Genomic DNA, 22,614 nt, shown 5'->3' on the forward strand with positions numbered 1-22,614 from the left:
GAGATCCAGTGCCGGAGATCCGAGTATGCCGGTGAGTTCATCTGCCGCCCAGTGCGACGCCGCCCCGGACTGGACGCTCGGGACGAGACGTTCCGGGCGTCCGAGGGTTAGCGCACGACGACGGTGTGTTCCCCGCGCGGGCGCAACTCGCCGATGACGGGCGCGCCCGGTACCTCACCCGCGACGAGCAGGCCTCCCGACGTCTGCGCATCGGCCAGTAGCAGTGCCGTGTCGTCGTCCACACCGGACAGGTCGGCGCTGGGGCGAACCCAGTCGAGGTTGCGGGTGCTGCCGCCGGGGACGAACCCGTCGGCCAGCGCCTGCCGCGTACCGTCCACATAGGGCACTGCCGCGGCGTCGATCACGGCGGTGACGCCGCTGGCGCGCGCGAGCTTGTGCACGTGCCCGAGGAGTCCGAAGCCCGTGACGTCGGTGGCGCAGCGGATGCCCGCCTCGACGGCCGCTCGGGATGCGGCGTCGTTGAGGGTGGTCATCACGGCGATCGCGGCCTCGTTGCGGTCACCCGTCGCCTTGTGACGGGCGTTGAGCACGCCCAGGCCGAGTGGCTTCGTCAGCGACAGTGGCAGGCCGGGCGTGCCGGCGTCGTTGCGCAACAGCCGGTCCGGGTCGGCGAGACCGGTGACCGCGAGGCCGTACTTCGGTTCCGGATCGTCGACGCTGTGCCCGCCGGCGAGGTGGCAGCCGGCGGCCGTGCAGACATCGGCGCCGCCTCGCAGCACCTCGGTCGCCAGGTCCGGGGACAACCGTTCCCTCGGCCAGCACAGTAGATTCAACGCCAGCAGCGGTGCGGCGCCCATGGCGTAGACGTCGGACAACGCGTTGGTCGCAGCGATGCGGCCCCAGTCGTAGGCGTCGTCGACGACGGGCGTGAAGAAGTCCGTCGTCGCGACGACCGCTCTGCCACCGTCGATCCGCACCGCTGCGGCGTCGTCGCCGGTGTCCAGGCCGACCAGCAGGTCGCCGGCTGCTCCCGGCGGCGTGACGGTGCCCAGGCCGCGAACCATGTCCTCGAGTTCACCGGCGGGGATCTTGCAGGCGCAGCCGCCACCGTGGGCGTATTGGGTCAGTCGCGGGGTCATACCCCGATCCTGCCTGTGCGAGCCGTGATCGTCCTTGCGAGGATGACGGCATGTCGGTGATCGCGGCATTGCTGCAGGGAGGCGCTTCCGGCCTGGTGACCGGCCCGGTCTTCAACACCGTGGAACGGCAGACACTGCCGTTGGCGGGTTCGATTCCCGTTCGCCTCCGCCGGGACCGGTGCGGGGGTGCGTCGTGACAGACCCACGGCGGCGCATCCCCCGCACCGACGCCCTGCTCGCCGAACCACGACTCGTGAAGGCGGCGGAGGAACTGGGCCGGGATCGCGTGAAGGCGGCGATCGTGACGGCGCAGCAGCGCGCCAGGGCCGGTGAGATCGCTCCGGAGGACGTGGTGGAGGCCGCACTCGCCGGTGTCGAGTCGCCGACGGTACGGCGGCCTGCGGGCCTGGCACCGGTGGTGAACGCGACCGGCGTCATCGTGCACACGAACCTGGGAAGGGCACCGCTGTCGGGCTCGGCGCTGGAGGCGGTGCGCACCGCGGGTGGCTACACCGACGTCGAGTTCGATCTCACCGACGGCAGGCGCGCCCGGAGGGGCAGGGGAGCCCTCGCGGCCCTGGCCGACGCGGTGCCGGACGCCGGTGACGTGCACGTGGTGAACAACAACGCCGCCGCGCTGCTGCTGTGTGCCCTGACGTTGGCACCGGGCAGGGAGATCGTGCTGAGCCGGGGCGAGCTCGTCGAGATCGGCGACGGGTTCCGGATCCCGGAGCTGCTGACCTCGGCGGGTACGCGGCTGCGGGAGGTCGGCACGACGAACCGCACGAGCGTCGCCGACTACGCCGCCGCGATCGGCCCGGACACGGGCTGCGTGCTCAAGGTGCATCCGTCGAACTTCCGGGTCACCGGTTTCGCCGCGGAGGCCTCGATCGCCGAGCTGGCGGATCTGGGGGTTCCGGTGGTCGCGGACATCGGTTCCGGCCTGCTGCGGCCGCATCCGCTGTTGCCGGACGAACCGGATGCGACGACGGCGCTGCGTGCGGGTGCTGCCGTGGTCACGGCGAGCGGCGACAAGCTGCTCGGCGGCCCGCAGGCCGGCCTGCTGCTGGGCGATACGGCGCTGGTGGAACGACTGCGGCGGCATCCCGCGGCGCGAGCGTTGCGTGTGGACAAGCTGACACTGGCCGCGCTGGAGGCCACCCTGCGGGGCGATGTCCCGCCGGTGGTGGTGGCGCTGGACGCCGATGTGAACGACCTGTGGTCGCGGGCGGAGCGACTCGCGGCGGAGCTGACAACTCGTGGGGTGGCGGCCACGGCCGTGGCATCGGTCGCCGCCGTGGGGGGTGGGGGAGCGCCCGGTGTGGAACTGCCGAGTGCGGCGGTGAGTCTGCCGGAGCACTACGCCGACCTGCTGCGCGCGGGCTCACCCGCCGTCGTCGGCAGGCTCGATCGCCGGCGCTGCCTGCTGGACCTGCGAACCGTGCCGGAGAGCGACGATCGCAGGCTGGTCGAGGCGGTGATGCGGTGCACGTCGTAGCCACCGCGGGTCACGTCGACCACGGCAAGTCGACGGTGGTGCGCGCGTTGACCGGGATGGAGCCGGACCGGTTGGCGGAGGAGCAGCGGCGGGGCCTGACGGTGGACCTCGGCTTCGCCTGGACGCGGCTGTCGAGTGACGAGACCGGTGGTCGCGACGGTGCGGCGGGTGCCGTGACAGCGCAGCGGGTCGCCGCCGGCGCTGCGGGCGGTGTGGACGACGTCGTGGCGTTCGTCGACGTGCCCGGCCACGAACGGTTCGTGCCGAACATGCTCGCGGGCGCAGGGCCGGTGACGGCGGCGATGTTCGTGGTGGCGGCCGATGAGGGATGGCAGGCCCAGTCGGCGGAGCATCTCGCGGCGCTCGACGCCTTCGGGGTGTCGCGGGGGCTGCTGGTCGTCACGAAGACGGACCGGGCCGATCCCGGCCAGGTGATCGCCGACGCCCGCGCGCGGATGGCGGCCACGACGCTCGGCGACGTACCCGCGGTAGCCGTGAGCGGGCGCACCGGCGCGGGACTTGCCGACCTGCGGCACGCGCTCGCGGCCCTGGTACGCGGCATGCCCGCTCCGGACGCCGGGGCCGACGTCCGGTTGTGGGCCGACCGGGTGTTCACGATTCGTGGCGCGGGCACGGTCGTGACGGGAACGCTGGGTGCGGGCCGCATCGCCGTGGGAGACGAGCTCGAACTGTCCGGCTCCGGCAGGCGGGTCACGGTGCGCGGACTCCAGGCACTCGGGAGCGATCGGGACGCGGTCGACGCGGTCGCGCGGGTGGCGGTGAACCTGCGGGGCGTCGACCGTTCCGGGCTCCGGAGGGGTGAGGCACTGCTGACACCCGGCGCGTGGCGGCCCGCGTCGGAGGCCGACGTGCGGCTGCGTGGTGACAAGGCGGGTGAACTGCACCGGGACCTCGTCCTGCACGTCGGCGCGGCCGCCGTGTCGTGCCGGATCCGTCCGCTCGGTGACGACACGGCGAGGGTGACGTTCCGTGAGCCGCTGCCGTTGCGTCGAGGCGACACCGGACTGCTGCGGGATCCGGGCGAACACCGTGTACCCGCGGGTGTCGAGATCCTCGACCCGGATCCGCCCGCCCTGCGCAGGCGCGGAGCGGCTCGCGAGCGCGCCAGGGAACTGGCCGAGGCGGACCCGGCCGTGGCCTACGTACGCCGCTGCGGGGTCGTGGCAGCGGCGGAGCTGCACGCCCGCGGGTTCCACCCGGACGTGCCGGTCCTCGACGGTCTGCACGTCGACGCCGATCTGCTCGCGGCCCTGCCGGCACGGGCGCGTGACCGGGTCGGCGCCTTCACCGCCTCGGACCCGCTCGCGGCGGGCATGCCGGTGGACGCGCTGCGGCGCGAGCTGGATGTCCCGGCGGTGCTGATGCCCCGCATCGTCGATCGCGCGGGGTTGGAGTGCGGCGACGGGCTGGTCCGCAGCCCCGGGGCCGGTGGGCTTCCGGCTGCGGTCGACCGGGCGGTGGCGGAGCTCGAACGGCGCCTGTCGGCGGAACCGTTCCGGGCGCCGGAGGCCGACGACCTCGCCGAACTGGGGCTGGGACAGCGAGAACTGGCCGCGGCGGAGCGTGCGAACAGGCTCGTGCGGCTCACCGACACCGTGGTGCTGGCGGCGGGTTCGCTCGAACGCGCCGCGGTGGAGCTGCGGCGGCTCGAGGGGCCGTTCACAGTCAGCGAGGCCCGCCGGGTGTGGGCGACCACGCGTCGGATCGCCGTGCCGTTGCTGGAGCGGCTCGACGCCGACGGCGTGACGCGGCGGCGCGACGACGGCACGCGCGAGTTGTCGTGATCGTCCCGTTCGCGGGTGTTGTGAAGCGCGGTGCCGGGCGGGTGTCAGTGCACGCCGCGGGGCCGGAACTGGATGCTGATGCGCGGTCCGACGGGTTTCGACGTCTTGGGAACGGCGTGTTCCCACGTTCGCTGACACGAACCGCCCATCACGACGAGATCACCGTGTCCCAGGCCGTAACGCGCGGTGGTGCCGCCGCCGCGTGGCCGCAGCAGCAACGGCCGGGCAGCGCCGACGGACAGGATCGCCACCATCGTGTCCTCCGTCCGGCCACGCCCGATCGTGTCGCCGTGCCAGGCCACGCTGTCGGAGCCGTCGCGGTAGTAGCACAGGCCCGCGGTGCGGAAAGGTTCGCCGAGTTCGGCACCGTAATGCGCGGACAGCGCGTCCCGCGCCTCGGCCAGCACGGTGTCGGGCAGGGCGTCCTGCTCGTCGTAGAAGCTCAGCAGCCGTGGCACGTCGACCGTCCGGTCGTACATCCGCCTGCGTTCGGCATGCCACGGGACCTGCGTCGCGAGCGTCCGGAACAGCGTGTCGGCGCCGGACAGCCACCCGGGCAGCACGTCGATCCAGGCGCCGCGGCCGAGCTGTGTGCGGCGGACGTCTGTCAGCGCCCGGAGTGCCGGTGCGGCCTCGGTACCGCGGGCCTCGGAGTCGGGGTCCGCGGCTTCGGCTCCGGCGGCCGGCGCGTCGAAGAGTGATCCCTGAAGTGCCAGGTCCATGGGCCTGACGGTACGCGATGTCGAACGGGTGTTCTACCCGTGTCCGGTGGTGGTTTCGATCATTCCCGCGTCGACGGCCCCACGGGGCAGGTCTGGCGCCTACAATCGACCCATGCATCGACCTCGACCGGTCACCGAGGTCCCCGACGTGGTCGGCCTCGGAGCCGAGGACGCGTGTGACATCGTGCGCCGCGCGGGTCTCCTCCCCGTCGGGCCGGACGGTGCTCCGGCACCGGCGACGGGTGTCGTCTCCGCGCAGCGGCCGATCGGCGCGGCCGGAGCCGAGGAGGGGGCGAAGGTCGCACTGTGGACCCACCCCGGCAAGGATTCGGCGGAGGCGCTCGTGGGGCCGACCCCACGAGAGTCGGCCGACTTCGACCCGGTGTGAGCGGACCGGGCAGGCGCAGCGCGGGCATCCTGTTGTATCGCCGCGATCGGGCTGCCGTCGAGGTGCTGATCGGGCACATGGGAGGTCCCTTCTGGGCGCGTCGGGACGTGGGGGCGTGGACCATCCCCAAGGGCGAGTACGGCGAGGACGAGGAACCCGAGGCGGCCGCACGTCGGGAGTTCGCCGAGGAGCTCGGCATGCCAGTGCCGGACGGCGCGGCGATGTCACTCGGCGACGTTCGCCAGTCCGGCGGCAAGATCGTCACCGTCTGGGCGGTGGAGGGTGATCTCGATCCCGCACGCGTCGAGGCCGGCACGTTTGAGCTGGAGTGGCCGCGCGGATCCGGTCGCACACAGGAGTTTCCGGAGCTCGACCGCGTCGAGTGGTGCACGGTCGAGGCCGCGCGAGGGCGGCTTGTCGTCGCACAGCGAGTGTTTCTGGACCGGCTCGTCGGCGAACTCGCAGGCTGATGTCGTTGGCGGCACCGGTGGTCCGGTCCAGTCCGGTTCGGACATCACGGACACCCGGCGTCGTGATGGTTTCGCCGTCGCCTGTTCGGGTAAGCCGGGAGTATGACGATGGCGCCGGAAGCGAGTGAGGCGGCCGACGGTGTATTCGGGCCGGTGCGGCTGGTGAGGGAGGCCGCGACGCGCGCGCTCCACGGACGGGGATGGCGGATCCGGGTGCTCTCGTCCTATTCGGTTCCGGTGGGGCAGGGGAGCGCGGAACTGCACAGTCTCGCCGATGTCGTGGAGTTCGTCTGCGCGCAGTGTCTGGAGTGGTGCGAGGCGACGCTCGTGGCGATTCGGCGCCGGTATCTCGTGTGCCCGGGCTGTTTCGGTGCGCAGCCGCGGGCCGTCGCCCCGGAACCGATCCCCGCGGGGTCCGGCGGGTCGGAGCCTGCCGGGTCACAGTCCGCCGTGTCGGCGCTGCCCGTGCCGCAGGCCGCGGCATCGTCGCAGTCCGCCGCTTCGCAGCGTGCTGCGGCGCCGACGTCACTGACCGGTACGCGCCGCGCGCCGTGGAGCCTGCACGCCGCCCGTACCTGCCGCCGCGAACGCGCGGGGTGACCCGGTGGGCGGGTGTCAGCCGGTGAGACTGAGCCCGACGACCCCGGCGACGATCGCGGCGATACTGAGCAGCCGCGTGCGGGAAGCCGGTTCGCCGAGTCGGACCATGCCGGTGAGGGCGACGCCGACGGCGCCGATGCCGATCCAGGCGCCGTAGGCGGTGCCGACAGGCACCGTGCGGAGCGCGTGGGTGAGCATGCCCAGGCTGATCATCGCGAGTGTGATGCCGGTGACGGCCCACCAGGGGCGGCTCGCTCCGTCGGCCACCGTCGAGGCCAGGGACGACGGGAAGCTGCTCGAGCGTCTCGGCCGGGCGGTCGCCGAGGGGGATCTGCCCGCGAACGCCGATCCCGGCACATTGGCGTCCTACGGGACCACGGTGTTGCACGGACTCTCGATTCAGGCGCGTGACGGATGCACCCGGGAGCAGGCGCACGCCGTGATCGGCGGCGCGATGCTGGGGTGGGACGAGCTCGTGCGGTGCGCGGAGCAAGCGGCACGGGGCGACAGAGACGTATAACGACCTATACGGCACCGCTTTTGGCTGCCGCCTCGCTCTCTCACCCTGGGCGTGCCCCTCACCGAGAACGCACGGAGGCCGGAAAATCGCTGGGCCCGGCGGGCGGTCGAGTGCCAGGGTCGGCACATGTCCTCGCCGACCCTGATCTTCGTCCCCGGTTCGAACAGCAACTCGTTCTCGGTGGCGCCGTTGCTGCGGGAGCTGACCCTGCTGGGGGTGCGGGCGCTCGCCGTCGACCTGCCCGGTCACGGTTTCGGCGGTACTTGGCCCGCCGCCTACCAGGCTCCGCAGGACACGGCCGCGCTCGGCGCTGTGCCGTCGAAGGCCGCCGGGCTGACGGTGGCGGACGCGGCCGAGCACCTCGCGGCCGCCGTCCGTAGGGCGCGCGAGCACGGGCCCGTCGTCGTGGTGGCACACAGCCGCGGCGGGTTGCCGCTCACCAGGCTGGTGAGCACCGAGCCGGAGCTGGTCGACCGGGCCGTGTACATCGCGGCGTGGTGCCCGGTCGCGGCCACGGTGGCCGAGTACATGGCCGTGCCCGAGTACGCCGCCAGCGCATTGAACGGTCTGCCGAACGTGCTCGTCGCCGACCCCGCGCAACTCGGCGCGCTCCGGATGAACTGGCGCAAGGCCGACCCGGACGTGCTCGCGGCGCTCAAACACGCGATGCTCGCCGACGGCACCGACGAGGAGCTCCTCGCCTACCTGGCCCTGCTCGACCCGGACGAGATCCTCGACCCGGGCGAGCGTGCCGACCCCGCCCGATGGGGACGCGTGCCGCACACGTACGTGCGGCTCGCGGACGACACGTCCATGCCGCCCGCGATGCAGGACCGGCTGATCGCCGACGCGGACGCGGTCACGCCTCACGATCCGTTCGCCGTGCACACGCTGCCCGGTAGTCACGCGGGATTCCTCGTTCGCGCCGAGGCGAGGGTACAGGCGGCGCAGCTGTTGGCCCGCATCGCGGGAGGGACGCCGTGACGATGGCGCCTCACGCCGGCGGTGCAGTCCACAGTGGAGGCCGGCGGCGGGTCGGGGTGCCGCCGTCAGCCAGGGGGCCACTCCATGCCTCGTCCGCCGAGGACGTGGCAGTGGGCGTGAAAGACGGTCTGCTGGCCGTCCTTGCCGGTGTTGAACACGAGCCGGTACCCGGCGGCATCGACCCCGTCGTCGGCGGCGACCGTCCCCGCGACGTTCAGCACCTCACCCGCCAGCGCAGGGTCGGCGGCCGCCATCGACGCGGCGTCGACGTGGTGGGCCTTGGGGATGACCAGCACGTGGGTGGGCGCCTGCGGGTTGATGTCGCGGAACGCCAGCACGGAGCCGGTCTCGTGGACGATCGTGGCGGGCACGGACCGTTCGACGATGTTGCAGAACAGGCAGTCGGAACTCACGCGGCACACTGTAGATCGCGCGACACGCGGCGCGACAGCGCCGGAACAAGTACGTCGTCAGCCGGCGACCGGATGGTCGAGCGGATCCCCGGGGCGTACTGTGCCGCCGGTGACGACCTCGGCGTACATGCCCATCTCGTTGTGCCCGAACTCGCGGTGCAGGCGCCGCGGCAGGTCAATGTCCCGTTCTGCGGTGTCCGGGTTGACCTGCGTCGCGGCGCAGCGCTTCGTGGGGAGCACACCCCGCAGCCGGAGGCCGCCGACCGTGATCTCCTCACCGACGAGGTCGCGTTCGCTGAACGCGGGCAGTCCGTCGTAATAGATGTTCGCGCGGAACCGCCGCGGATCGAGTTCCGTGCCGAGACGTTCGCCGAGGGCCCGCACCGAGGCGAGATTCACCAGCGAGACGGCATTCATCATCGAGTCGGATATCACCGAGACATCGGTGAATCGCCTGCCGTCGACGCGGGCGAGTGCTGGCGGAGTGGACAGGCCGAGCGCCTCGGCGAAGAATGTGGTCACGGCCGCAGCGCCGTCGTCGGTGGTGAGGGTCGCCTCGAGCACGGTGCGACCGTCGCGGTCCGCCTGCAGGACACCCGTCTCCGGGTCGAAGCGGGTGCGGTACCCCGCGAGCGACGCGTCGCGGGCGAGCATGAAGAACTGGGTCTTCGGCAGCGGCTCGGTCAAGCCGGGGGTGTAGTCGCCGTCGGGCCGGGCGAGCGCGAACGCCCGGTCGTACGGCACGCCGCGACCGGGTTCGAGGGGGACCGACGGCAGCTCCTGCGGGCTCAGCCCCTTCACAGGATAGACGTACAGTCCGCGGATCTCGCCGGTCATGTCGCGTGCCCTTCTCGCGGCGGGTTCGGAATGTGCAGGGGCAATCTAACCGTTCCACGGAGTGTGGTTCGCGGGGGAACCGCCCACCCCATCCGGGTGCGGCGAAAGGGGAGGCAATGACAGCATCGTCGGCACCGGCGATCGAGACGTCCGGCTTGGTCAAGGTTTTCGGCGCGACCCGCGCGGTCGACGGCATCGATCTGACGGTGCCGGAGGCGGCCGTGTACGGGATTCTCGGGCCGAACGGCGCAGGCAAGACGACGTTCGTGCGCATGCTCGCGACCCTGCTGCGGCCGGACGGCGGCCACGGCACCGTGTTCGGGAGGGACATCGTCGGCGAGGCCGCGCTCGTCCGGAAGCAGGTAAGTCTCACGGGGCAGTACGCCTCGATCGACGAGGACCTGACGGGCACCGAGAACCTGGTGTTGCTCGGCAGGCTGCTGGGGCACGGGAAGTCGGCGGCGCAGCGCCGGGCGGGGGAACTGCTCGACGCGTTCGGATTGGCCGCCGCCGCGGACCGGCAGGTGAAGCACTATTCCGGCGGCATGCGGCGGCGGATCGACATCGCCGCGAGCATCATCTCCACGCCGCGCCTGCTGTTTCTCGACGAACCGACGACCGGCCTGGATCCGCGCAGCCGCAACCAGGTGTGGGACATCGTGCGGGTCATCGTCGCCCAGGGCACCACCGTGCTGCTGACCACCCAGTACCTCGACGAGGCCGATCACCTGGCGGGCCGGATCGCCGTGATCGACCACGGCACGGTCATCGCGGAGGGCACGCCCGGCGAATTGAAGGCGTCCGTGGGAGCGGGATCGGTACGCGTGCGGCTGCGCAGCGGCGAGCAGCGGGTCCAGGCCGAACGCGTACTGGCCGCGGAACTGGGTACCGAGGTGCAGTTCGACGCCGATCCCGTGGCGCTGACCGCCCGGATCGCGGGCGGGGAGTCCGGCAGGGGAGCCGCCGAGCACGCCTCGCGCGCCCTCGCGCGGCTGGCGCAGGACGGCATCACCGTGGACGACTTCTCACTCGGCCAGCCCAGCCTCGACGAGGTGTTCCTGGCCCTGACGGACCGGAAGGGGAACCGGGCATGACGAGCACGTCGAACGCGGAGCGCGCGGACGCCGGCGGTGACACGCCCGTCGCGGACAACCTCGGAGCGGTGCTGGCCACCGGTGAACCGCCGACCCCGCCGAGCGCGTGGTCGGCGTCGGTGACGTTCGCGTGGCGGGCGATGCTGAAGATCAAGCACGTGCCGGAGCAGCTGTTCGACGTCACCGCGTTCCCGGTGATCATGACGCTGATGTTCACCTACCTGTTCGGTGGTGCATTGGCGGGCTCGCCGGAGGAATACCTGCAGTACCTGCTGCCGGGCGTGCTGGTGATGAGCGTCGCGATGATCACGATGTACACCGGCGTCGGGCTGAACGCCGACATCCAGAAGGGCGTGTTCGATCGGTTCCGCACGTTGCCGATCTGGCGGCCGTCAGCACTCGTGGGCGCGGTCATCGGCGACGTGTGCCGCTATTCACTGGCCTCCGTGGTGATCATTCTGCTGGGGCTGGCCCTCGGCTACCGGCCGGGCGGCGGGGTGCTCGGCGTGCTGGCTGGTGTCGGCCTGCTGCTGGTGTTCTCGTTCGCGTTCTCGTGGATCTGGACGCTGCTCGGCCTGCTGCTGCGGTCGGAACGCTCGGTGATGGGGGTCAGCGCCATGGTGCTGTTCCCGTTGTCGTTCCTGAGCAACGTGTTCGTCGACCCGCGGACGATGCCGTCGTGGCTGCAGGGGTTCGTGGACGTCAACCCGATCGCGCACCTGGTTGCGGCGGTGCGCGGCGCGTTGAGCGGCGAGTGGGACGCCTCTGCGACGCTGTGGATGTTCGTCTCGGCCGGGATCATCCTGGCGATCTTCGGCCCGCTGACCATGCGGATGTACAACCGCAAGTGACGCCGACCGCGCGTGACGCCGGGTGACAGTGACGCCGGGTGACGCTGCGACACCGGGTGACGCTGCGGCGGGCTCCGCGCTCGCCGTGGCGTCGGTGTTCGGGAACCGGCCGTTTCCTCACCATGGGCCAGGTCGCCGGACGAGAGCGGCTCCGGTTCGTGGCAGGACGCTCTTGTCCGGCCGGAGCGGGCTCATTAAGGTCACACCATTGGTGCGGAGCGAGGCGATGCAGAGGTGCATTCATGATCTTCCCCTGTGACGGCAGCGCGAGACGATCCCACCCGAGTCTCTCGAGGTTGTGCTCACGCCCTCGGCCGGCGCTCACACTCCTGGCGGACGCAGCGACGATGCGCAGGAACCATCCTATGTACCCGGTGACCGACGCCGTGTCCTGATCCGCCCGGACCGAGACGGCGCGCGAGTCGTCGAACATCCCTGCCGCTGAACACTCGGACCCGACCCACGGCTACGACACGGGTCCCCAGACACAACGGTGTGTCGAAGGGTGTGTTTCCCATGGACAACTTGGCCGTTCTGAGTCTCGTCGCGTTGGCGCCGCTTGCCGTCGTCGGGATTTTCCTCGTCGGTTTCCGATGGCCGGCGAAATACGCCATGCCCATCGGCTTCGTGACCGTCGTGGCCATCGCCGCGATGGTGTGGGAAGTTGAGTTCGCCGTCATCGCCGCGGCCAGTGTCGAAGGCCTGATCATCGCGGTCGGGATCCTGGCCATCGTGTTCGGCGCGCTGCTGCTGCTGGGAACGCTGAGCAAGAGCGGCGGCCTGGCCACGATCAGGTCGACGTTCACCGACATCAGTCCGGATCGTCGCGTCCAGGCGATCATCATCGGCTGGCTGTTCGGATCGTTCATCGAAGGCGCATCCGGGTTCGGCACCCCGGCCGCCGTCGTCGCGCCGTTGCTTTTCGCGCTCGGATTCCCCGCCATGGCCGCGGTGATGGTCGGACTGGTCATCCAGTCGACACCCGTGACGTTCGGTGCCGCAGGCACGCCGGTGATCACCGGCATCGGTGACGGACTCAGCGGCAGCGCGGCCGTCGACGAACGACTGCGGTTCCTCGGCCTCGAGATGCCGGAGTACGTCGCACGCATCGGTGTCGACGTGGCTTTCATGCACGCCATCATCGGCACGCTGATTCCGCTGTTCCTGGCCTGCATGGTGACCGGATTCTTCGGGGAGCGCCGCCGGTTCGGCGACGGTCTGGGGGTCTGGAAGTTCGCGTTGTTCTCGGCGTTCGCGATGACCGTGCCGTATGTCGTGTTCGCCATCGTGCTCGGTCCGGAGTTCCCGGCATTGCTGGGCGGCCTCACGGGCCTGGCGATCGTGGTGACCACGGCCCGGCGCGGATTGTTCATGCCGGAGCAGGCGTGGGAGTTCCCCGGCCGCGAGCAATGGGACCCACGCTGGACGGGCACGTTGGAGCCGGAGACCGACGTCGCAGGCCGGCGCATCCACCCGCTGCTGGCGTGGACTCCCTACGTGTTGCTGGCCGTGCTGCTGGTGGTGTCGCGCACGGTGACTCCGGTCCAGGAGCTGCTGACGGGCGTCTCGCTGGATTTCGAGAACATCTTCGGCACCGAGATCAGTGAGAGCATCGAGCCGCTGTACCTGCCCGGTTTCCTGCTCATCGTGGTGTGCCTCGCGACCTACGGCCTGCACCGGATGCGCGCCCGCGAGATCGCCGGTTCCTGGCGGATCGCGGGCAAACAGATCTTCGGCGTGGCCGTCGCGCTGCTGTTCGCGGTGCCATTGGTGCGGGTGTTCATCAACTCCGAGATCAACCTGTCCGGCTACGAGAGCATGCCGTTGACCATCGCCGAGGGGGTCGCCTCGATCACGGGAGGGAACTGGCCGCTGTTGGCACCGGCGATCGGTGCGCTGGGAGCGTTCGTGGCCGGCTCGAACACCATCAGCAACATGATGTTCTCGCTGTTCCAGTTCTCGACCGCCGAGCAGGTCGGCCTGCCACCGGAGGGTGTGGTCGCCTCGCAGGCGGTCGGCGGTGCGGCCGGCAACATGATCACGGTGCACAACGTCGTCGCCGCGTCCGCCACGGTCGGTCTGCTGGGCAGGGAAGGCGATGTGATCCGGAAGAACCTGCTTCCACTGGGCTACTACGTCGTCTTCGCGGGCGGCCTCGGGTACGTGTTCGCCTACGGCTTCGGGGTCAACCCGGGCACGATCCTGATCGCCCTCCTGGTCGCCGGGCTGGCGGTGACCGCGTGGCTGCTGCGCAGGCAGCGCCGGGAGCAGGACACGCGGGTCTAGATGTAGTGCCACGCCACATGTGGGATCGGTAGGCCGAGCCGATGTCCGACAGGGTCCGTTCGATGGTGACGCCGTGTTTCGTGAACCCTGCGACGGCGGCTCGGTGCAGAACGCCGACGTTCAGGTGGCGGGTGCGGTGTCGCGTTCGATGAAGACCTCGCGTGCCACGACGCTGGCGTTCACCGCGCGTGGGAATCCGCAGTAGCAGGCGGCGTGCAGGATGACCTCGGTGATCTCGTCCCGGCTGATGCCTACGTTCAGTGCTGCGCCGATGTGGACCTTGAGCTGCGGTTCGCAGCCGCCGAGCGCGATCAAGGAGCCGAGGGTGACGAGTTGGCGGCTCCGGGGATCCAAGCCCGGACGGTCGTAGATGTCGCCGAATCCGAATGCCGCGATGTGGTGTCCGAGCGCCGGGTTGATGTCGGCAAGCGAGTCGATCACGGCCTCGCCGGCGTGTCCGTCGATTCGCGACAGGACTGACTGTCCGTGACGGCGGCGAGCGAGCTGCCCGGGGCTGTCGATGTCGTGTTGGCCAGCGGCCGTGTCGGTCATGGTCGAGGGCCTTCCCGATAGGTGGCGATCTTGTACTCGGTGGCGGCGAGAGCCAGTTGGAGCTGGGCGATCTGGGAGCGCAGGGTGTCGCGGTGCTCCAGCAACATGTCCATGCGTTCATTGACCGTGTCCCGATCCGCGTCGACGAGGTCGACGTAGTGGCGCAGGTCGCTGATCGACATGCCTGAGGTCCGCATCCGGACGAGGAACAGGAGTCGGCGCACCGCGGCCGCGTCGTAGCGACGATGGCCCGCACCGTCGCGAGGTACGCAGACCAGGCCGATGCGCTCGTAATAGCGGAGGGTGTGGGGATTCACCCCGAGGTGAGCGGCAGTCGTCGCGACGTCCCACGCGGTCGCGTCGTCATCGCGAGCGAGCTCACGCAACGCCTCGATCGAGACCCCGCCCGGCGGATCCACCGCCAGCCGAAGCGCCTCGCGCAACGTGTCGTCCGGTTCCATGACCAGGACGCTAGAGGTGTGAGCGCACTCGAAGGCAAGCGCGCCATCGAGCCATGTCCGCGGTCGGTACATCCAGCGGGGAGAACGCGCGCGTCTGAACGCAGGACACGTGGGTTTTAACGCAGGACACGCGGGTCTGAGTGCAGAACACGCGGGTCGCGCGGCGGCGCCGCGGCGGGGGAGCGGCCGTCGCGGCGCCGGGCGCGGTCAGGCGCTGCGGAAGAACCGGTCGAGGACTCGGGTGCCGAACTTGAGCGCGTCCACCGGGACCCGCTCGTCGACGCCGTGGAACAGCGCCGAGAAGTCCAGATCGGCGGGAAGCTGCAGGGGAGCGAACCCGAAATTGCGGATGCCGAGCCGCTGGAACGCCTTCGCGTCCGTACCCGCGGAAAGCATGTACGGCAGGGTCCGCGCGCCGGGGTCCTCTGCGGTGACGGCGGCGCTCATGGCGTCCACGAGCGCACCGTCGAACGTCGTCTCCACCGGCGGCAGTTCCATCCACTCGCGTTCCACGTCGGGGCCGAGCAGATCGTCGAGTTCGCGGTCGAACGCCTCCAGCCTGCCGGGCAGGATGCGGCAGTCGACGGAGGCCTCGGCCACCGAAGGGATCACGTTGGCCTTGTAGCCGGCGGTGAGCATCGTCGGGTTGGCGGTGTCGCGGAGCGTCGCGCCGATCATGCGGGAGATGTTGCCGAGTTTGGCGACGCTGCCTTCGAGGTCGTCGTCGGGGAAATCCCATCCGGTGATCTCGGTGACGCCGTCCAGGAACTCCCGCACCGAGTCCGACACGACGAGCGGGAAACGGTGGTTGCCGAGTTTCGCCACGGCCTCGGAGAGCTTCGTGACGGCGTTGTCGCGGTGGATCATCGAGCCGTGGCCCGCCGTGCCGCGTACGCGCAGCGTCATCCAGCGGATCCCGCGCTGGGCCGTCTCGACCAGGTAGGCGCGCACGTCGTCCTTGAGCGTGATCGAGAAGCCGCCGACCTCGCTGATCGCCTCGGTGGCACCCTCGAACAGCTCGGGCCGGTTCGACACGAGCCACTGCGCGCCGTACTTGCCGCCCGCCTCCTCGTCGGCGAGGAAGGCGAAGATCATGTCGCGGGGCGGGACGATGCCCTCGCGCTTGTAGTGCCGCGCCAGCGCGAGCGTCATGCCCACCATGTCCTTCATGTCGACCGCGCCGCGGCCCCAGACGTAGCCGTCCTGCACCGCGCCGGAGAACGGGTGCACGGACCACTCGGCGGGGTCGGCGGGCACGACGTCGAGGTGGCCGTGCACGAGCAGCGCGCCGCGCGAGGGATCGGCGCCGGGCAGCCGTGCGACGACGTTGTGCCGGTTCGTCCCGCCGGACTCGACGTAGCTGACCTCGTAGCCGACCTCGGTGAGTTTCTCGGCGACGTACTCGGCCGCCGCGCGTTCACCGACGACCGTGTCGGGGTCACCGGTGTTGGTCGTGTCGATGCGGATGAGCTCGCTGGTGAGAGTCACGGCCTCGTCGGCGGCCGCCTCGATGGGATTCTCGGTCACAGGACCTTCCTATCACTGAGACCGTTGGTGCAGGTGAGACACGTGGGATCGCAAAGGTGGACCCCCCCTGTGCGCGGGGTCGCTCGTGTCCGCTACTCTATTCGCCAGCAAGTCCGAGTGGCGGAATGGCAGACGCGCTAGCTTGAGGTGCTAGTGCCCGTAACGGGCGTGGGGGTTCAAGTCCCCCCTCGGACACCACAACTGCCCACCCGGTTTTCCGGGTGGGCAGTTTTTTATGTTACCGGCGTCGGGGGTCGCGGCGCGGTGCTCACGGGTGGTGCGCGGCGCCCGGTACGGCTCGTGGTCGGGAGCTACGCGGCCGGTGACGGCGACAAGCCGGCGGGTGGGCGCTCACGGCGCCGCTCTGGCCGCTGCGGAACTGGGCCGGCGCAGGTCACCCACGGCAGCGGTCCGCGTTCGTTCGCATTTCCGGGTCCGATGCGGACGAACCCGGTGATCATCGAGCCGCATCGGGCCGGGTACCGTACCGCTCTCGCCAGGGGCGACGAGGGTTTCCTGCGTGACAGGCCGGGTAGTCGACGTTTTGTTCCGGAGAGTCACGAGGAATAGAATTTGCCCGATATGCGTGGACCACGTTCCACGGCCGACACCGAGGAGGACGGATGACCGACAACGCCGGCTCGGGGACGGGAGCGCAGGTCGAGGAGACCCGGCGTGGCGGATTCAGCAGCCGACGCGTGTTCATCCTCGCCGCAGTCGGGTCCGCGGTCGGGCTCGGCAACATCTGGCGGTTCCCCTACGTCGCCTACGAGAACGGCGGCGGCGCGTTCATCCTGCCGTACCTCGTGGCGCTGCTGACCGCGGGAATCCCGTTCCTGCTGCTCGACTACGGGCTGGGGCACCGCTTCCGTGGCTCGGCGCCGCTGTCGTTCGCCCGCGCCCGCAAGCGCATCGAGGGACTCGGCTGGTGGCAGGTTCTGATCTGCTTCTTCATCGCCGTCTACTACGCGGCCGTGCTCGCCTGGGCGCTGCGATACACGTTCTTCTCGGTCAACAAGGCCTGGGGTGACGATCCGGAGGCGTTCTTCTTCGAAGACTTCCTCCACCTCGGCGATCCTGGCGTGGCCATGGAGTTCACGCCCGGTGTGCTGGTGCCGCTGCTCGTGGTGTGGGTGGCCCTGATCGTGATCATGGCGCTGGGCGTGCAGCGGGGCATCGGCACCATCGCGATGATCTTCATCCCGATCCTGGTGATCGCGTTCCTCGCCCTCGTGGTGCAGGCGCTGATGCTGCCGGGTGCCGGCGGCGGGTTGAACGCGTTGTTCACTCCGGACTGGGCAGCGCTGCTCGAACCGGGGGTCTGGGCGGCCGCCTTCGGGCAGATCTTCTTCTCGCTGTCGATCGGCTTCGGCATCATGATCACCTACGCGTCCTACGTGAAGCGCAAGACCGACATGAGCGGTTCGGCGATGGTGGTCGGCTTCTCCAACTCCGGCTTCGAGCTGCTCGCCGGTATCGGGGTGTTCGCGGCACTGGGATTCATGGCCCAGGCCTCCGGAGTGGCCGTGGGCGAGGTCGCCTCGGACGGCATCGGCCTGGCCTTCGTCGCCTTCCCCGCCATCATCAGCGAAGCACCGGCAGGAGCGGTGCTCGGCGTGCTCTTCTTCGGCTCACTGGTGATCGCCGGGCTGACCTCGCTGATCAGTGTGCTCGAGGTCGTGATCTCCGGTGTGCGGGACAAGTTCGAGATGTCCCGCACGACCGCGACGCTGGCCGTGGTGATCCCGACCGCTCTGGTGAGCCTGGTGCTCTTCTCGACGACGAGCGGGCTGTACGTGCTCGACATCGTGGACCACTTCATCAACCAGTTCGGCATCCTGGCGGTTGCCGTGATCAGCATGCTGGTGCTCGCCTGGGGTGTCCGCCTGCTTCCGGAACTGGCCAGGCATCTGAACCACCGCGGTTCGATCCCGTTGGGTCGACTGTGGAAGGTGCTGGTCGGTGTGGTGGCACCGGTGGCGTTGCTCTACGTGCTGATCCGGCAGCTCATCACCGACATCAGCGCGCCGTATGAGGACTATCCGGCGTGGATGCTGGCCACGTTCGGCTGGGGCGTCGTCGTCGGTGTGGTCATACTGGCCGCGCTGGCATCGCTGGCGCCGTGGAAGTCGCAGACGAGGCTGGACCTGACCGAGGAGGAGGTGCGCTGATGGACGTCTCGGCCGTGGTGATGATGCTGGTCGCGATCCTGGTGATCTGGGGCGGTCTCGCGCTGGCGATCGTCAACCTGGTCCGGCGCAGTCCCGAGAACCGAGGGGAATAGCGCGCGGCGAGTCGGTGTTCAGTGGTCGTCAGCCACCTGCTGCGATCCTGCCCCCGTGAAGATCGGGGGACCCGGCGAACCAGGAGCGGGCCTGCGCTCGGAAGCGTGCCGGGGCGAGAGCGCCGGCGCCCTCCGGAAGTGCCGCGACGACCGGTACTCCGGTGACGCGGGGCAGATCGGTGAGGTTGCACTGCTCGGCGAGGCCGGGCCGCTCCGGAACGGCGCCGAGCACGAGTCCTGCCGGCTCGATGCCGCGGGAGCGGAGCTCGTTGACGGTGAGTTCGGTGTGGTTGAGCGTGCCGAGGCCGACTCGGGTCACGACCAACACCTCGACGTCGTGATCGCCGGTTAGGTCCGTCGCGAGGTCCGCCAGTGTGCCCCCGTAGGTGTCGAGGCGGACGAGGAGTCCGCCGCTGCCCTCGACGATCACGGAATCGTGACGCGCCGCGAGTTCGCGGATGCGGGCGGCGTGCGCGTGGACCGGAGGGATGTCCACGCCACGCAGCCGGGCCGCCGTGTCGGGGGCGAGGGGGTCGTCGAGCCTGACGAACTCGGCGGTGGGACAGGCCGCCAGACACTGCACCACGGCGCAGTCGGGTTCGTCGGTGCCGGCGCCGGTCTGTGCGGGTTTGACGACGATCGTGCCGGGGCCGGCGCGCACCGCGAGCGCCGCGGTGGCGACGGTTTTGCCGACGCCGGTGTCGGTCCCGGTGACGACGGTGATCACGTTCGGCACCGGCGCACGGCGGCCGTCAGGACATCGAGGGCGTGAGCCCAGCTCTCGTCGTCGAGTCCGGTGTGGGTGGTGATCCGCAGCCGCGAGACGCCGTCCGGCACCGACGGAGGGCGGAAGCAGCCGACGCGGACTCCGGCGGCGAGTGCGTCGGCCTGCGCGGCCAGGGCGGCCCCCGGCGACGGCATCGGGACCGACAGCACGGCACCCGCCGACCGTGGCACGCCGAGCCGTTCGGCCAGTTCGCCGCCGCGCCGGTGGATCCCCGCCGGGCTGAGCCGCCGGTCCCGCAGTAACCGCAGGGCGGCCAGCGCCGCTGCCGTCGGCGCGGGGGCGAGGCCGGTGTCGAAGATGAACGGGCGGGCGCGGTTGACGAGGTGGTCGACCAGTTCCGCGGAGCCGAGCACGGCACCGCCCATGGCGCCGAGGGATTTCGACAGCGTCGCGGTCATGATCACGTTCGGATGGCCGGCCAGGCCTGCGGTGCGGACGGCGCCACCTCCGTCCTCACCGATCACACCGAGTCCGTGCGCTTCGTCGACGAGAAGCAGCGCGCCGGCCGCCGCGCACACGTCGGCCAGATCCGCCAGCGGCGAGGCGTCGCCGAGGACCGAGAAGACCGATTCGGTCAACACCACGGTCCGCCGCCCACCGGCTTCCGCGAGCGCGTCGCGGACCGCGGTGACGTCGTTGTGCGGGACGACCGTGACCGCCGCTTTCGAGAGCCGCGCCGCGTCGATCAGTGACGCGTGGACGTGCTCGTCCGAGACGATCAGGGAATGCCGGTCCACCAGTGCCGTCACCGCGGCCAGGTTCGCGTGGTATCCGGTCGAGCAGACCAGCGCCGCTTCGTGGCCGGTGAACTCGCTCAGCGCCCGTTCCAGGTCGGCGTGCAGGGTGGTCGTGCCGGTGACGAGGCGCGAGGCACCCGCACCGGTACCCCATGTGAGGACGGCGTCGGAGGCGGCGCGGCACACGTCGGGGTGCTTGCTCAGTCCCAGATAGTCGTTGCTGGCGAGATCGATGGTGTCCTCGGCGGCCTGCCGTGGCCGCAGGGTGCGCTGCAACCCCGCCGTCTCACGCGTCGTCCGCTGCTCGGCCAGCCACCCCGTCCACGCGGTCATGCCGCCTCCGCCGCGGCGGCGATCCCGGCGCAGATGGTGGCGATGTCCTCGTCGGTGCACACGTAGGGCGGCATGGTGTAGATCAGGTCGCGGAACGGACGCAGCCACACTCCCCGGGCGAGTGCCGCTTCGGCGGCTGCGGGCACGTCGACGTCGTGGTCGAGTTGGACCACCCCGACCGCGCCGAGGACCCGCACGTCGGCGCAGTCGATCCCGTGCAGGGCCTGCAACCCGGCGTTGATCCGCCGCACGTCGGCTGTCCAGTCGCGTTCGGTCAGCAGGTCCAGACTCGCGGTGGCGATCGCGCAGGCCAACGGATTGCCCATGAACGTCGGGCCGTGCATGAGCACCCCGGAATCGCTGGCGGAGACGCCGCGGGCGACGTCCGCCGTGCACAACGTGGCGGCGAGGGACAGGTAGCCGCCGGTGAGGGCCTTCCCGACGCACATGACGTCCGGGGCCACACCGGCCGCGTCGGCGGCGAAGAAGGTGCCGGTACGGCCGAACCCGGTGGCGATCTCGTCGAAGATCAGCACCAGGCCGTGTTCGTCGGCCACCTCACGAAAGATCGACAGGCACTCGGCAGGGTAGGGGTGCATGCCTCCGGCGCCCTGCAGGAGCGGCTCCACGATCAGGCCTGCCAGCTCGTCCCGGTGCCGCGCCGCGAGCGCACGAAACCCCTCGGCCCACGCATCGACATCGCCGCCGAGCGGGGGAGGCCGCTCGCCGAACACCTGCTGCGGCAGAAGGCCCGACCACATCGAATGCATGCCGCCGGTCGGGTCACACACGCTCATGCAGTCGAACGTGTCGCCGTGGTATCCGCCGCGGACGGTCAGGAACCGGGAACGCTGCGGCCTGCCGCTGCCACGCTGGTACTGCAGCGCCATCTTCATCGCCACCTCGATGCTTACCGACCCGGAGTCGGCGAGGAACACCCGGTCGAGCTCGCCGGGCGCGAGGTCCACGAGGCGACGGGCGAGTGCGATCGCGGGGTCGTGGGTGAGTCCCCCGAACATCACGTGCGACATCCGGTCGAGCTGGCGGTGCGCGGCCTCGTCGAGCACGGGGTGCCGGTACCCGTGGATGGCCGACCACCAGGACGCCATCCCGTCGACCACGTCGCCGACGCCGTCGAGGGTGATGCGGCTGCCGGCCGCGCCCGTCACGAGCCGCACCGGAGCCGGACCGGTCATCGACGTGTACGGGTGCCACAGGTGCTCGCGATCGAACGCGAGCAGTTGTTCGGCCGGTGCCGTCATGCGTTGGGAAGGACGTCGGTGCCCGCACCACGGCGCCGGATCGCGGGGTCGGCCGGTTCGGGCTGGGCGGCCCGCTCGGCCAGGTCCTGTTCGGAGCCCAGTACGACGAAACCGTTGTCGCGGATCATGTCCAGGTCCGCACGGGCGTCCTGGCCCTCGGAGGTCAGGTAGTCGCCCAGGAACAGGGAGTTGGCGACGTGCAGCGCTATCGGCTGCAGCGACCGCAGATGCATCTCGCGTCCGCCCGCGATGCGGACCTCCTTGTCCGGGCAGACGAATCGCGCGGCCGCGAGGATCTTCACGCAGCGGGCGGGGGACAGTTCCCAGGTGTTCTCGTGGGGCGTGCCCTCGAAGGGCATCAGGAAGTTCACCGGGATCGAGTCGGAGTCCAGCTCACGGAGGGCGACGAGTGCCTCGACGAGCTGCTCGTCGGACTCGCCGAGCCCCGCGATGAGCCCGGAGCACGGGGAGATCCCCGCGCTTTTCGCCTTCTGCACGGTGTCGACCCGGTCGTCGTAGGTGTGGGTCTGCACGATGTTGGCGTGGTTGCTCTTCGCGGTGTTGATGTTGTGGTTGTAGGCGTCGACCCCGGCCGCCTTGAGCTGCTCGGCCTGACCGTCCGCGAGTAGCCCGAGGCAGGCGCACACCTCGACGTCCGGATACTCCGATTTCAGCGACTCGACCATGTCGGTGACCTTGTCCACGTCCCGCGTGGACGGTCCGCGTCCCGAAGCGACCAGGCAGACCCGGCTCGCCCCACCGCGCAGTCCCGCACTCGCCTGCGCCAAGGTGTCCTCCTTGGACAGCCACGAGTACTTGAGGATCGGAGCGTCGGAACCCAGCGCCTGCGAGCAGTAGTTGCAGTTCTCGGGGCACAACCCGGACTTCAGGTTCACGAGGTAGTTCACCTTCACCGTGTTGCCGAAGTGGGCGCGGCGCAGCCGGCCGGCGGCGGCGACGACGTGCATCAGCTCGGCGTCGTCGGCGCGCAACACCGCGAGTGCGTCCTCCGGTGTGGCCGGCGTGCCGGCCAGGATCGCGTCGGCAAGCTGCTGGAACGTGTCGCTCATCGCGTCTCCGGTATCGACCGTGGGGTACTGAAC

24 protein-coding genes and 2 tRNA genes are annotated in these 22,614 nt (G+C 70.4%); 14 read left to right on the plus strand and 12 right to left on the minus strand.

The features are described from left to right. Positions 1 to 107 precede the first annotated feature (107 nt). Positions 108 to 1,100, minus strand: a complete 993-nt coding sequence (selD, locus tag LY40_RS25665) for a selenide, water dikinase SelD (protein WP_258938416.1) — start codon at positions 1,098 to 1,100, stop codon at positions 108 to 110. A gap of 77 nt (positions 1,101 to 1,177) precedes the next feature. On the opposite strand from selD, the gene LY40_RS25670 reads away from it, so the two are divergent. From LY40_RS25670 to LY40_RS25680, 3 genes are all read left to right on the plus strand, one after another. Then, positions 1,178 to 1,269, plus strand: a tRNA-Sec gene (locus tag LY40_RS25670). Between the two features lie 24 nt (positions 1,270 to 1,293). After that, complete coding sequence (gene selA / locus LY40_RS25675; protein WP_258938417.1) at positions 1,294 to 2,598, plus strand: L-seryl-tRNA(Sec) selenium transferase; 1,305 nt, start codon at positions 1,294 to 1,296, stop codon at positions 2,596 to 2,598. Continuing rightward, positions 2,586 to 4,403, plus strand: a complete 1,818-nt coding sequence (locus tag LY40_RS25680; RefSeq protein ID WP_258938418.1) for a SelB domain-containing protein — start codon at positions 2,586 to 2,588, stop codon at positions 4,401 to 4,403. Before selA ends, LY40_RS25680 begins: the two co-directional genes overlap by 13 nt. A 44-nt stretch (positions 4,404 to 4,447) precedes the next feature. On the opposite strand, the gene LY40_RS25685 is transcribed toward LY40_RS25680, so the two are convergent. Then, complete coding sequence (locus LY40_RS25685; RefSeq protein WP_258938419.1) at positions 4,448 to 5,125, minus strand: alpha-ketoglutarate-dependent dioxygenase AlkB; 678 nt, start codon at positions 5,123 to 5,125, stop codon at positions 4,448 to 4,450. A gap of 112 nt (positions 5,126 to 5,237) precedes the next feature. Here LY40_RS25685 and LY40_RS25690 point away from each other — a divergent pair, with 112 nt between their 5' ends. The 3 genes from LY40_RS25690 (at position 5,238) to LY40_RS25700 (ending at position 6,583) form a co-directional block, all read left to right on the plus strand. Beyond that, positions 5,238 to 5,513, plus strand: a complete 276-nt coding sequence (locus LY40_RS25690) for a PASTA domain-containing protein (RefSeq protein WP_258938420.1) — start codon at positions 5,238 to 5,240, stop codon at positions 5,511 to 5,513. Further along, entirely contained in the window at positions 5,510 to 5,983 is a 474-nt protein-coding gene (locus LY40_RS25695) for an NUDIX hydrolase (RefSeq protein ID WP_258938421.1), read from the plus strand. The genes LY40_RS25690 and LY40_RS25695 overlap by 4 nt, the downstream gene beginning before the upstream one ends. A 102-nt stretch (positions 5,984 to 6,085) precedes the next feature. Further along, positions 6,086 to 6,583, plus strand: coding sequence for a hypothetical protein (locus tag LY40_RS25700; protein WP_258938422.1), 498 nt, complete (start codon positions 6,086 to 6,088; stop codon positions 6,581 to 6,583). Positions 6,584 to 6,598: 15 nt separating this feature from the next. On the opposite strand, the gene LY40_RS25705 is transcribed toward LY40_RS25700, so the two are convergent. Further along, a complete protein-coding gene (locus LY40_RS25705) occupies positions 6,599 to 6,796 on the minus strand; it encodes a DMT family transporter (RefSeq protein WP_307877189.1) in 198 nt (65 codons plus the stop codon). On the opposite strand from LY40_RS25705, the gene LY40_RS25710 reads away from it, so the two are divergent. Continuing rightward, positions 6,780 to 7,103, plus strand: coding sequence for a hypothetical protein (locus LY40_RS25710; RefSeq protein WP_258938467.1), 324 nt, complete (start codon positions 6,780 to 6,782; stop codon positions 7,101 to 7,103). The genes LY40_RS25705 and LY40_RS25710 overlap by 17 nt on opposite strands. Positions 7,104 to 7,229: 126 nt before the next feature. Continuing rightward, positions 7,230 to 8,087, plus strand: coding sequence for an alpha/beta fold hydrolase (locus LY40_RS25715; protein WP_258938424.1), 858 nt, complete (start codon positions 7,230 to 7,232; stop codon positions 8,085 to 8,087). A 65-nt stretch (positions 8,088 to 8,152) separates the two neighbouring features. Here LY40_RS25715 and LY40_RS25720 read toward each other — a convergent pair whose 3' ends face one another. Further along, a complete protein-coding gene (locus tag LY40_RS25720) occupies positions 8,153 to 8,500 on the minus strand; it encodes a histidine triad nucleotide-binding protein (RefSeq protein WP_258938425.1) in 348 nt (115 codons plus the stop codon). A 57-nt stretch (positions 8,501 to 8,557) separates the two neighbouring features. After that, positions 8,558 to 9,337, minus strand: a complete 780-nt coding sequence (locus LY40_RS25725) for an MOSC domain-containing protein (RefSeq protein WP_258938426.1) — start codon at positions 9,335 to 9,337, stop codon at positions 8,558 to 8,560. 116 nt (positions 9,338 to 9,453) lie between these two features. Between LY40_RS25725 and LY40_RS25730 the strand changes: the two genes are divergently transcribed. From LY40_RS25730 to LY40_RS25740, 3 genes are all read left to right on the plus strand, one after another. Next, positions 9,454 to 10,431: an ATP-binding cassette domain-containing protein gene (locus tag LY40_RS25730; RefSeq protein WP_258938427.1), complete on the plus strand. Its 978-nt coding sequence runs from the start codon at positions 9,454 to 9,456 to the stop codon at positions 10,429 to 10,431. Continuing rightward, a complete protein-coding gene (locus LY40_RS25735) occupies positions 10,428 to 11,282 on the plus strand; it encodes an ABC transporter permease (RefSeq protein ID WP_183786922.1) in 855 nt (284 codons plus the stop codon). Before LY40_RS25730 ends, LY40_RS25735 begins: the two co-directional genes overlap by 4 nt. Before the next feature lie 516 nt (positions 11,283 to 11,798). Next, the gene (locus LY40_RS25740; protein ID WP_258938428.1) at positions 11,799 to 13,568 is read left to right on the plus strand and encodes an L-lactate permease; all 1,770 of its coding nucleotides are present in this window, start codon (positions 11,799 to 11,801) and stop codon (positions 13,566 to 13,568) included. Between the two features lie 120 nt (positions 13,569 to 13,688). On the opposite strand, the gene LY40_RS25750 is transcribed toward LY40_RS25740, so the two are convergent. From LY40_RS25750 to LY40_RS25760, 3 genes are all read right to left on the minus strand, one after another. Next, positions 13,689 to 14,120: a carboxymuconolactone decarboxylase family protein gene (locus LY40_RS25750; RefSeq protein WP_183786920.1), complete on the minus strand. Its 432-nt coding sequence runs from the start codon at positions 14,118 to 14,120 to the stop codon at positions 13,689 to 13,691. Then, positions 14,117 to 14,581, minus strand: coding sequence for a MerR family transcriptional regulator (locus LY40_RS25755; RefSeq protein WP_258938429.1), 465 nt, complete (start codon positions 14,579 to 14,581; stop codon positions 14,117 to 14,119). The genes LY40_RS25750 and LY40_RS25755 overlap by 4 nt, the downstream gene beginning before the upstream one ends. Positions 14,582 to 14,788: 207 nt before the next feature. Beyond that, positions 14,789 to 16,108: a M20/M25/M40 family metallo-hydrolase gene (locus LY40_RS25760; RefSeq protein ID WP_183786918.1), complete on the minus strand. Its 1,320-nt coding sequence runs from the start codon at positions 16,106 to 16,108 to the stop codon at positions 14,789 to 14,791. Positions 16,109 to 16,219: 111 nt separating this feature from the next. Here LY40_RS25760 and LY40_RS25765 point away from each other — a divergent pair. The 3 genes from LY40_RS25765 to LY40_RS25775 all read left to right on the plus strand — a co-directional run bounded on the left by LY40_RS25765 (position 16,220) and on the right by LY40_RS25775 (position 18,392). Beyond that, a tRNA-Leu gene (locus tag LY40_RS25765) sits at positions 16,220 to 16,306 on the plus strand. 425 nt (positions 16,307 to 16,731) lie between these two features. After that, on the plus strand, positions 16,732 to 18,279 hold the full coding sequence (locus LY40_RS25770; protein ID WP_258938430.1) for a sodium-dependent transporter: 1,548 nt from the start codon (positions 16,732 to 16,734) through the stop codon (positions 18,277 to 18,279). Next, positions 18,279 to 18,392 carry a methionine/alanine import family NSS transporter small subunit gene (locus tag LY40_RS25775; RefSeq protein ID WP_183786916.1) on the plus strand — a complete coding sequence of 38 codons (114 nt, stop codon included), beginning with the start codon at positions 18,279 to 18,281 and terminating at the stop codon, positions 18,390 to 18,392. Before LY40_RS25770 ends, LY40_RS25775 begins: the two co-directional genes overlap by 1 nt. Before the next feature lie 28 nt (positions 18,393 to 18,420). On the opposite strand, the gene bioD is transcribed toward LY40_RS25775, so the two are convergent. The 4 genes from bioD to bioB are packed head-to-tail and all read right to left on the minus strand — an operon-like array spanning position 18,421 to position 22,581. After that, positions 18,421 to 19,128 (minus strand): dethiobiotin synthase, encoded by a 708-nt coding sequence (gene bioD, locus LY40_RS25780; RefSeq protein ID WP_258938431.1) that lies wholly within the window; start codon positions 19,126 to 19,128, stop codon positions 18,421 to 18,423. After that, complete coding sequence (locus LY40_RS25785; protein WP_258938432.1) at positions 19,116 to 20,249, minus strand: 8-amino-7-oxononanoate synthase; 1,134 nt, start codon at positions 20,247 to 20,249, stop codon at positions 19,116 to 19,118. Before LY40_RS25785 ends, bioD begins: the two co-directional genes overlap by 13 nt. Next, positions 20,246 to 21,511, minus strand: coding sequence for an adenosylmethionine--8-amino-7-oxononanoate transaminase (locus LY40_RS25790; protein ID WP_258938433.1), 1,266 nt, complete (start codon positions 21,509 to 21,511; stop codon positions 20,246 to 20,248). The genes LY40_RS25785 and LY40_RS25790 overlap by 4 nt, the downstream gene beginning before the upstream one ends. Then, positions 21,508 to 22,581, minus strand: coding sequence for a biotin synthase BioB (gene bioB / locus LY40_RS25795; protein WP_258938434.1), 1,074 nt, complete (start codon positions 22,579 to 22,581; stop codon positions 21,508 to 21,510). The genes LY40_RS25790 and bioB overlap by 4 nt, the downstream gene beginning before the upstream one ends. Between the last annotated feature and the right edge of the window lie 33 nt (positions 22,582 to 22,614).

It is taken from the genome of Prauserella salsuginis, assembly GCF_024648885.1.
In the GTDB taxonomy this organism is placed as follows: Bacteria; Actinomycetota; Actinomycetes; order Mycobacteriales; family Pseudonocardiaceae; genus Prauserella; species Prauserella salsuginis.

What these genes read in the sequence shown, in the direction of transcription:
- LY40_RS25770 (WP_258938430.1), top strand. Translation starts at nt 16,732, where the DNA reads ATGACCGACAACGCCGGCTCGGGGACGGGAGCGCAGGTCGAGGAGACC.
- LY40_RS25750 (WP_183786920.1), bottom strand. Translation starts at nt 14,120, where the DNA reads ATGACCGACACGGCCGCTGGCCAACACGACATCGACAGCCCCGGGCAG.
- LY40_RS25710 (WP_258938467.1), top strand. Translation starts at nt 6,780, where the DNA reads ATGCCCAGGCTGATCATCGCGAGTGTGATGCCGGTGACGGCCCACCAG.
- LY40_RS25785 (WP_258938432.1), bottom strand. Translation starts at nt 20,249, where the DNA reads ATGACCGCGTGGACGGGGTGGCTGGCCGAGCAGCGGACGACGCGTGAG.
- LY40_RS25725 (WP_258938426.1), bottom strand. Translation starts at nt 9,337, where the DNA reads ATGACCGGCGAGATCCGCGGACTGTACGTCTATCCTGTGAAGGGGCTG.
- LY40_RS25755 (WP_258938429.1), bottom strand. Translation starts at nt 14,581, where the DNA reads ATGGAACCGGACGACACGTTGCGCGAGGCGCTTCGGCTGGCGGTGGAT.
- LY40_RS25715 (WP_258938424.1), top strand. Translation starts at nt 7,230, where the DNA reads ATGTCCTCGCCGACCCTGATCTTCGTCCCCGGTTCGAACAGCAACTCG.
- selD (WP_258938416.1), bottom strand. Translation starts at nt 1,100, where the DNA reads ATGACCCCGCGACTGACCCAATACGCCCACGGTGGCGGCTGCGCCTGC.
- LY40_RS25705 (WP_307877189.1), bottom strand. Translation starts at nt 6,796, where the DNA reads ATGATCAGCCTGGGCATGCTCACCCACGCGCTCCGCACGGTGCCTGTC.
- LY40_RS25775 (WP_183786916.1), top strand. Translation starts at nt 18,279, where the DNA reads ATGGACGTCTCGGCCGTGGTGATGATGCTGGTCGCGATCCTGGTGATC.
- LY40_RS25700 (WP_258938422.1), top strand. Translation starts at nt 6,086, where the DNA reads ATGACGATGGCGCCGGAAGCGAGTGAGGCGGCCGACGGTGTATTCGGG.
- LY40_RS25735 (WP_183786922.1), top strand. Translation starts at nt 10,428, where the DNA reads ATGACGAGCACGTCGAACGCGGAGCGCGCGGACGCCGGCGGTGACACG.
- LY40_RS25690 (WP_258938420.1), top strand. Translation starts at nt 5,238, where the DNA reads ATGCATCGACCTCGACCGGTCACCGAGGTCCCCGACGTGGTCGGCCTC.
- LY40_RS25685 (WP_258938419.1), bottom strand. Translation starts at nt 5,125, where the DNA reads ATGGACCTGGCACTTCAGGGATCACTCTTCGACGCGCCGGCCGCCGGA.
- LY40_RS25730 (WP_258938427.1), top strand. Translation starts at nt 9,454, where the DNA reads ATGACAGCATCGTCGGCACCGGCGATCGAGACGTCCGGCTTGGTCAAG.
- bioB (WP_258938434.1), bottom strand. Translation starts at nt 22,581, where the DNA reads ATGAGCGACACGTTCCAGCAGCTTGCCGACGCGATCCTGGCCGGCACG.
- LY40_RS25790 (WP_258938433.1), bottom strand. Translation starts at nt 21,511, where the DNA reads ATGACGGCACCGGCCGAACAACTGCTCGCGTTCGATCGCGAGCACCTG.
- LY40_RS25740 (WP_258938428.1), top strand. Translation starts at nt 11,799, where the DNA reads ATGGACAACTTGGCCGTTCTGAGTCTCGTCGCGTTGGCGCCGCTTGCC.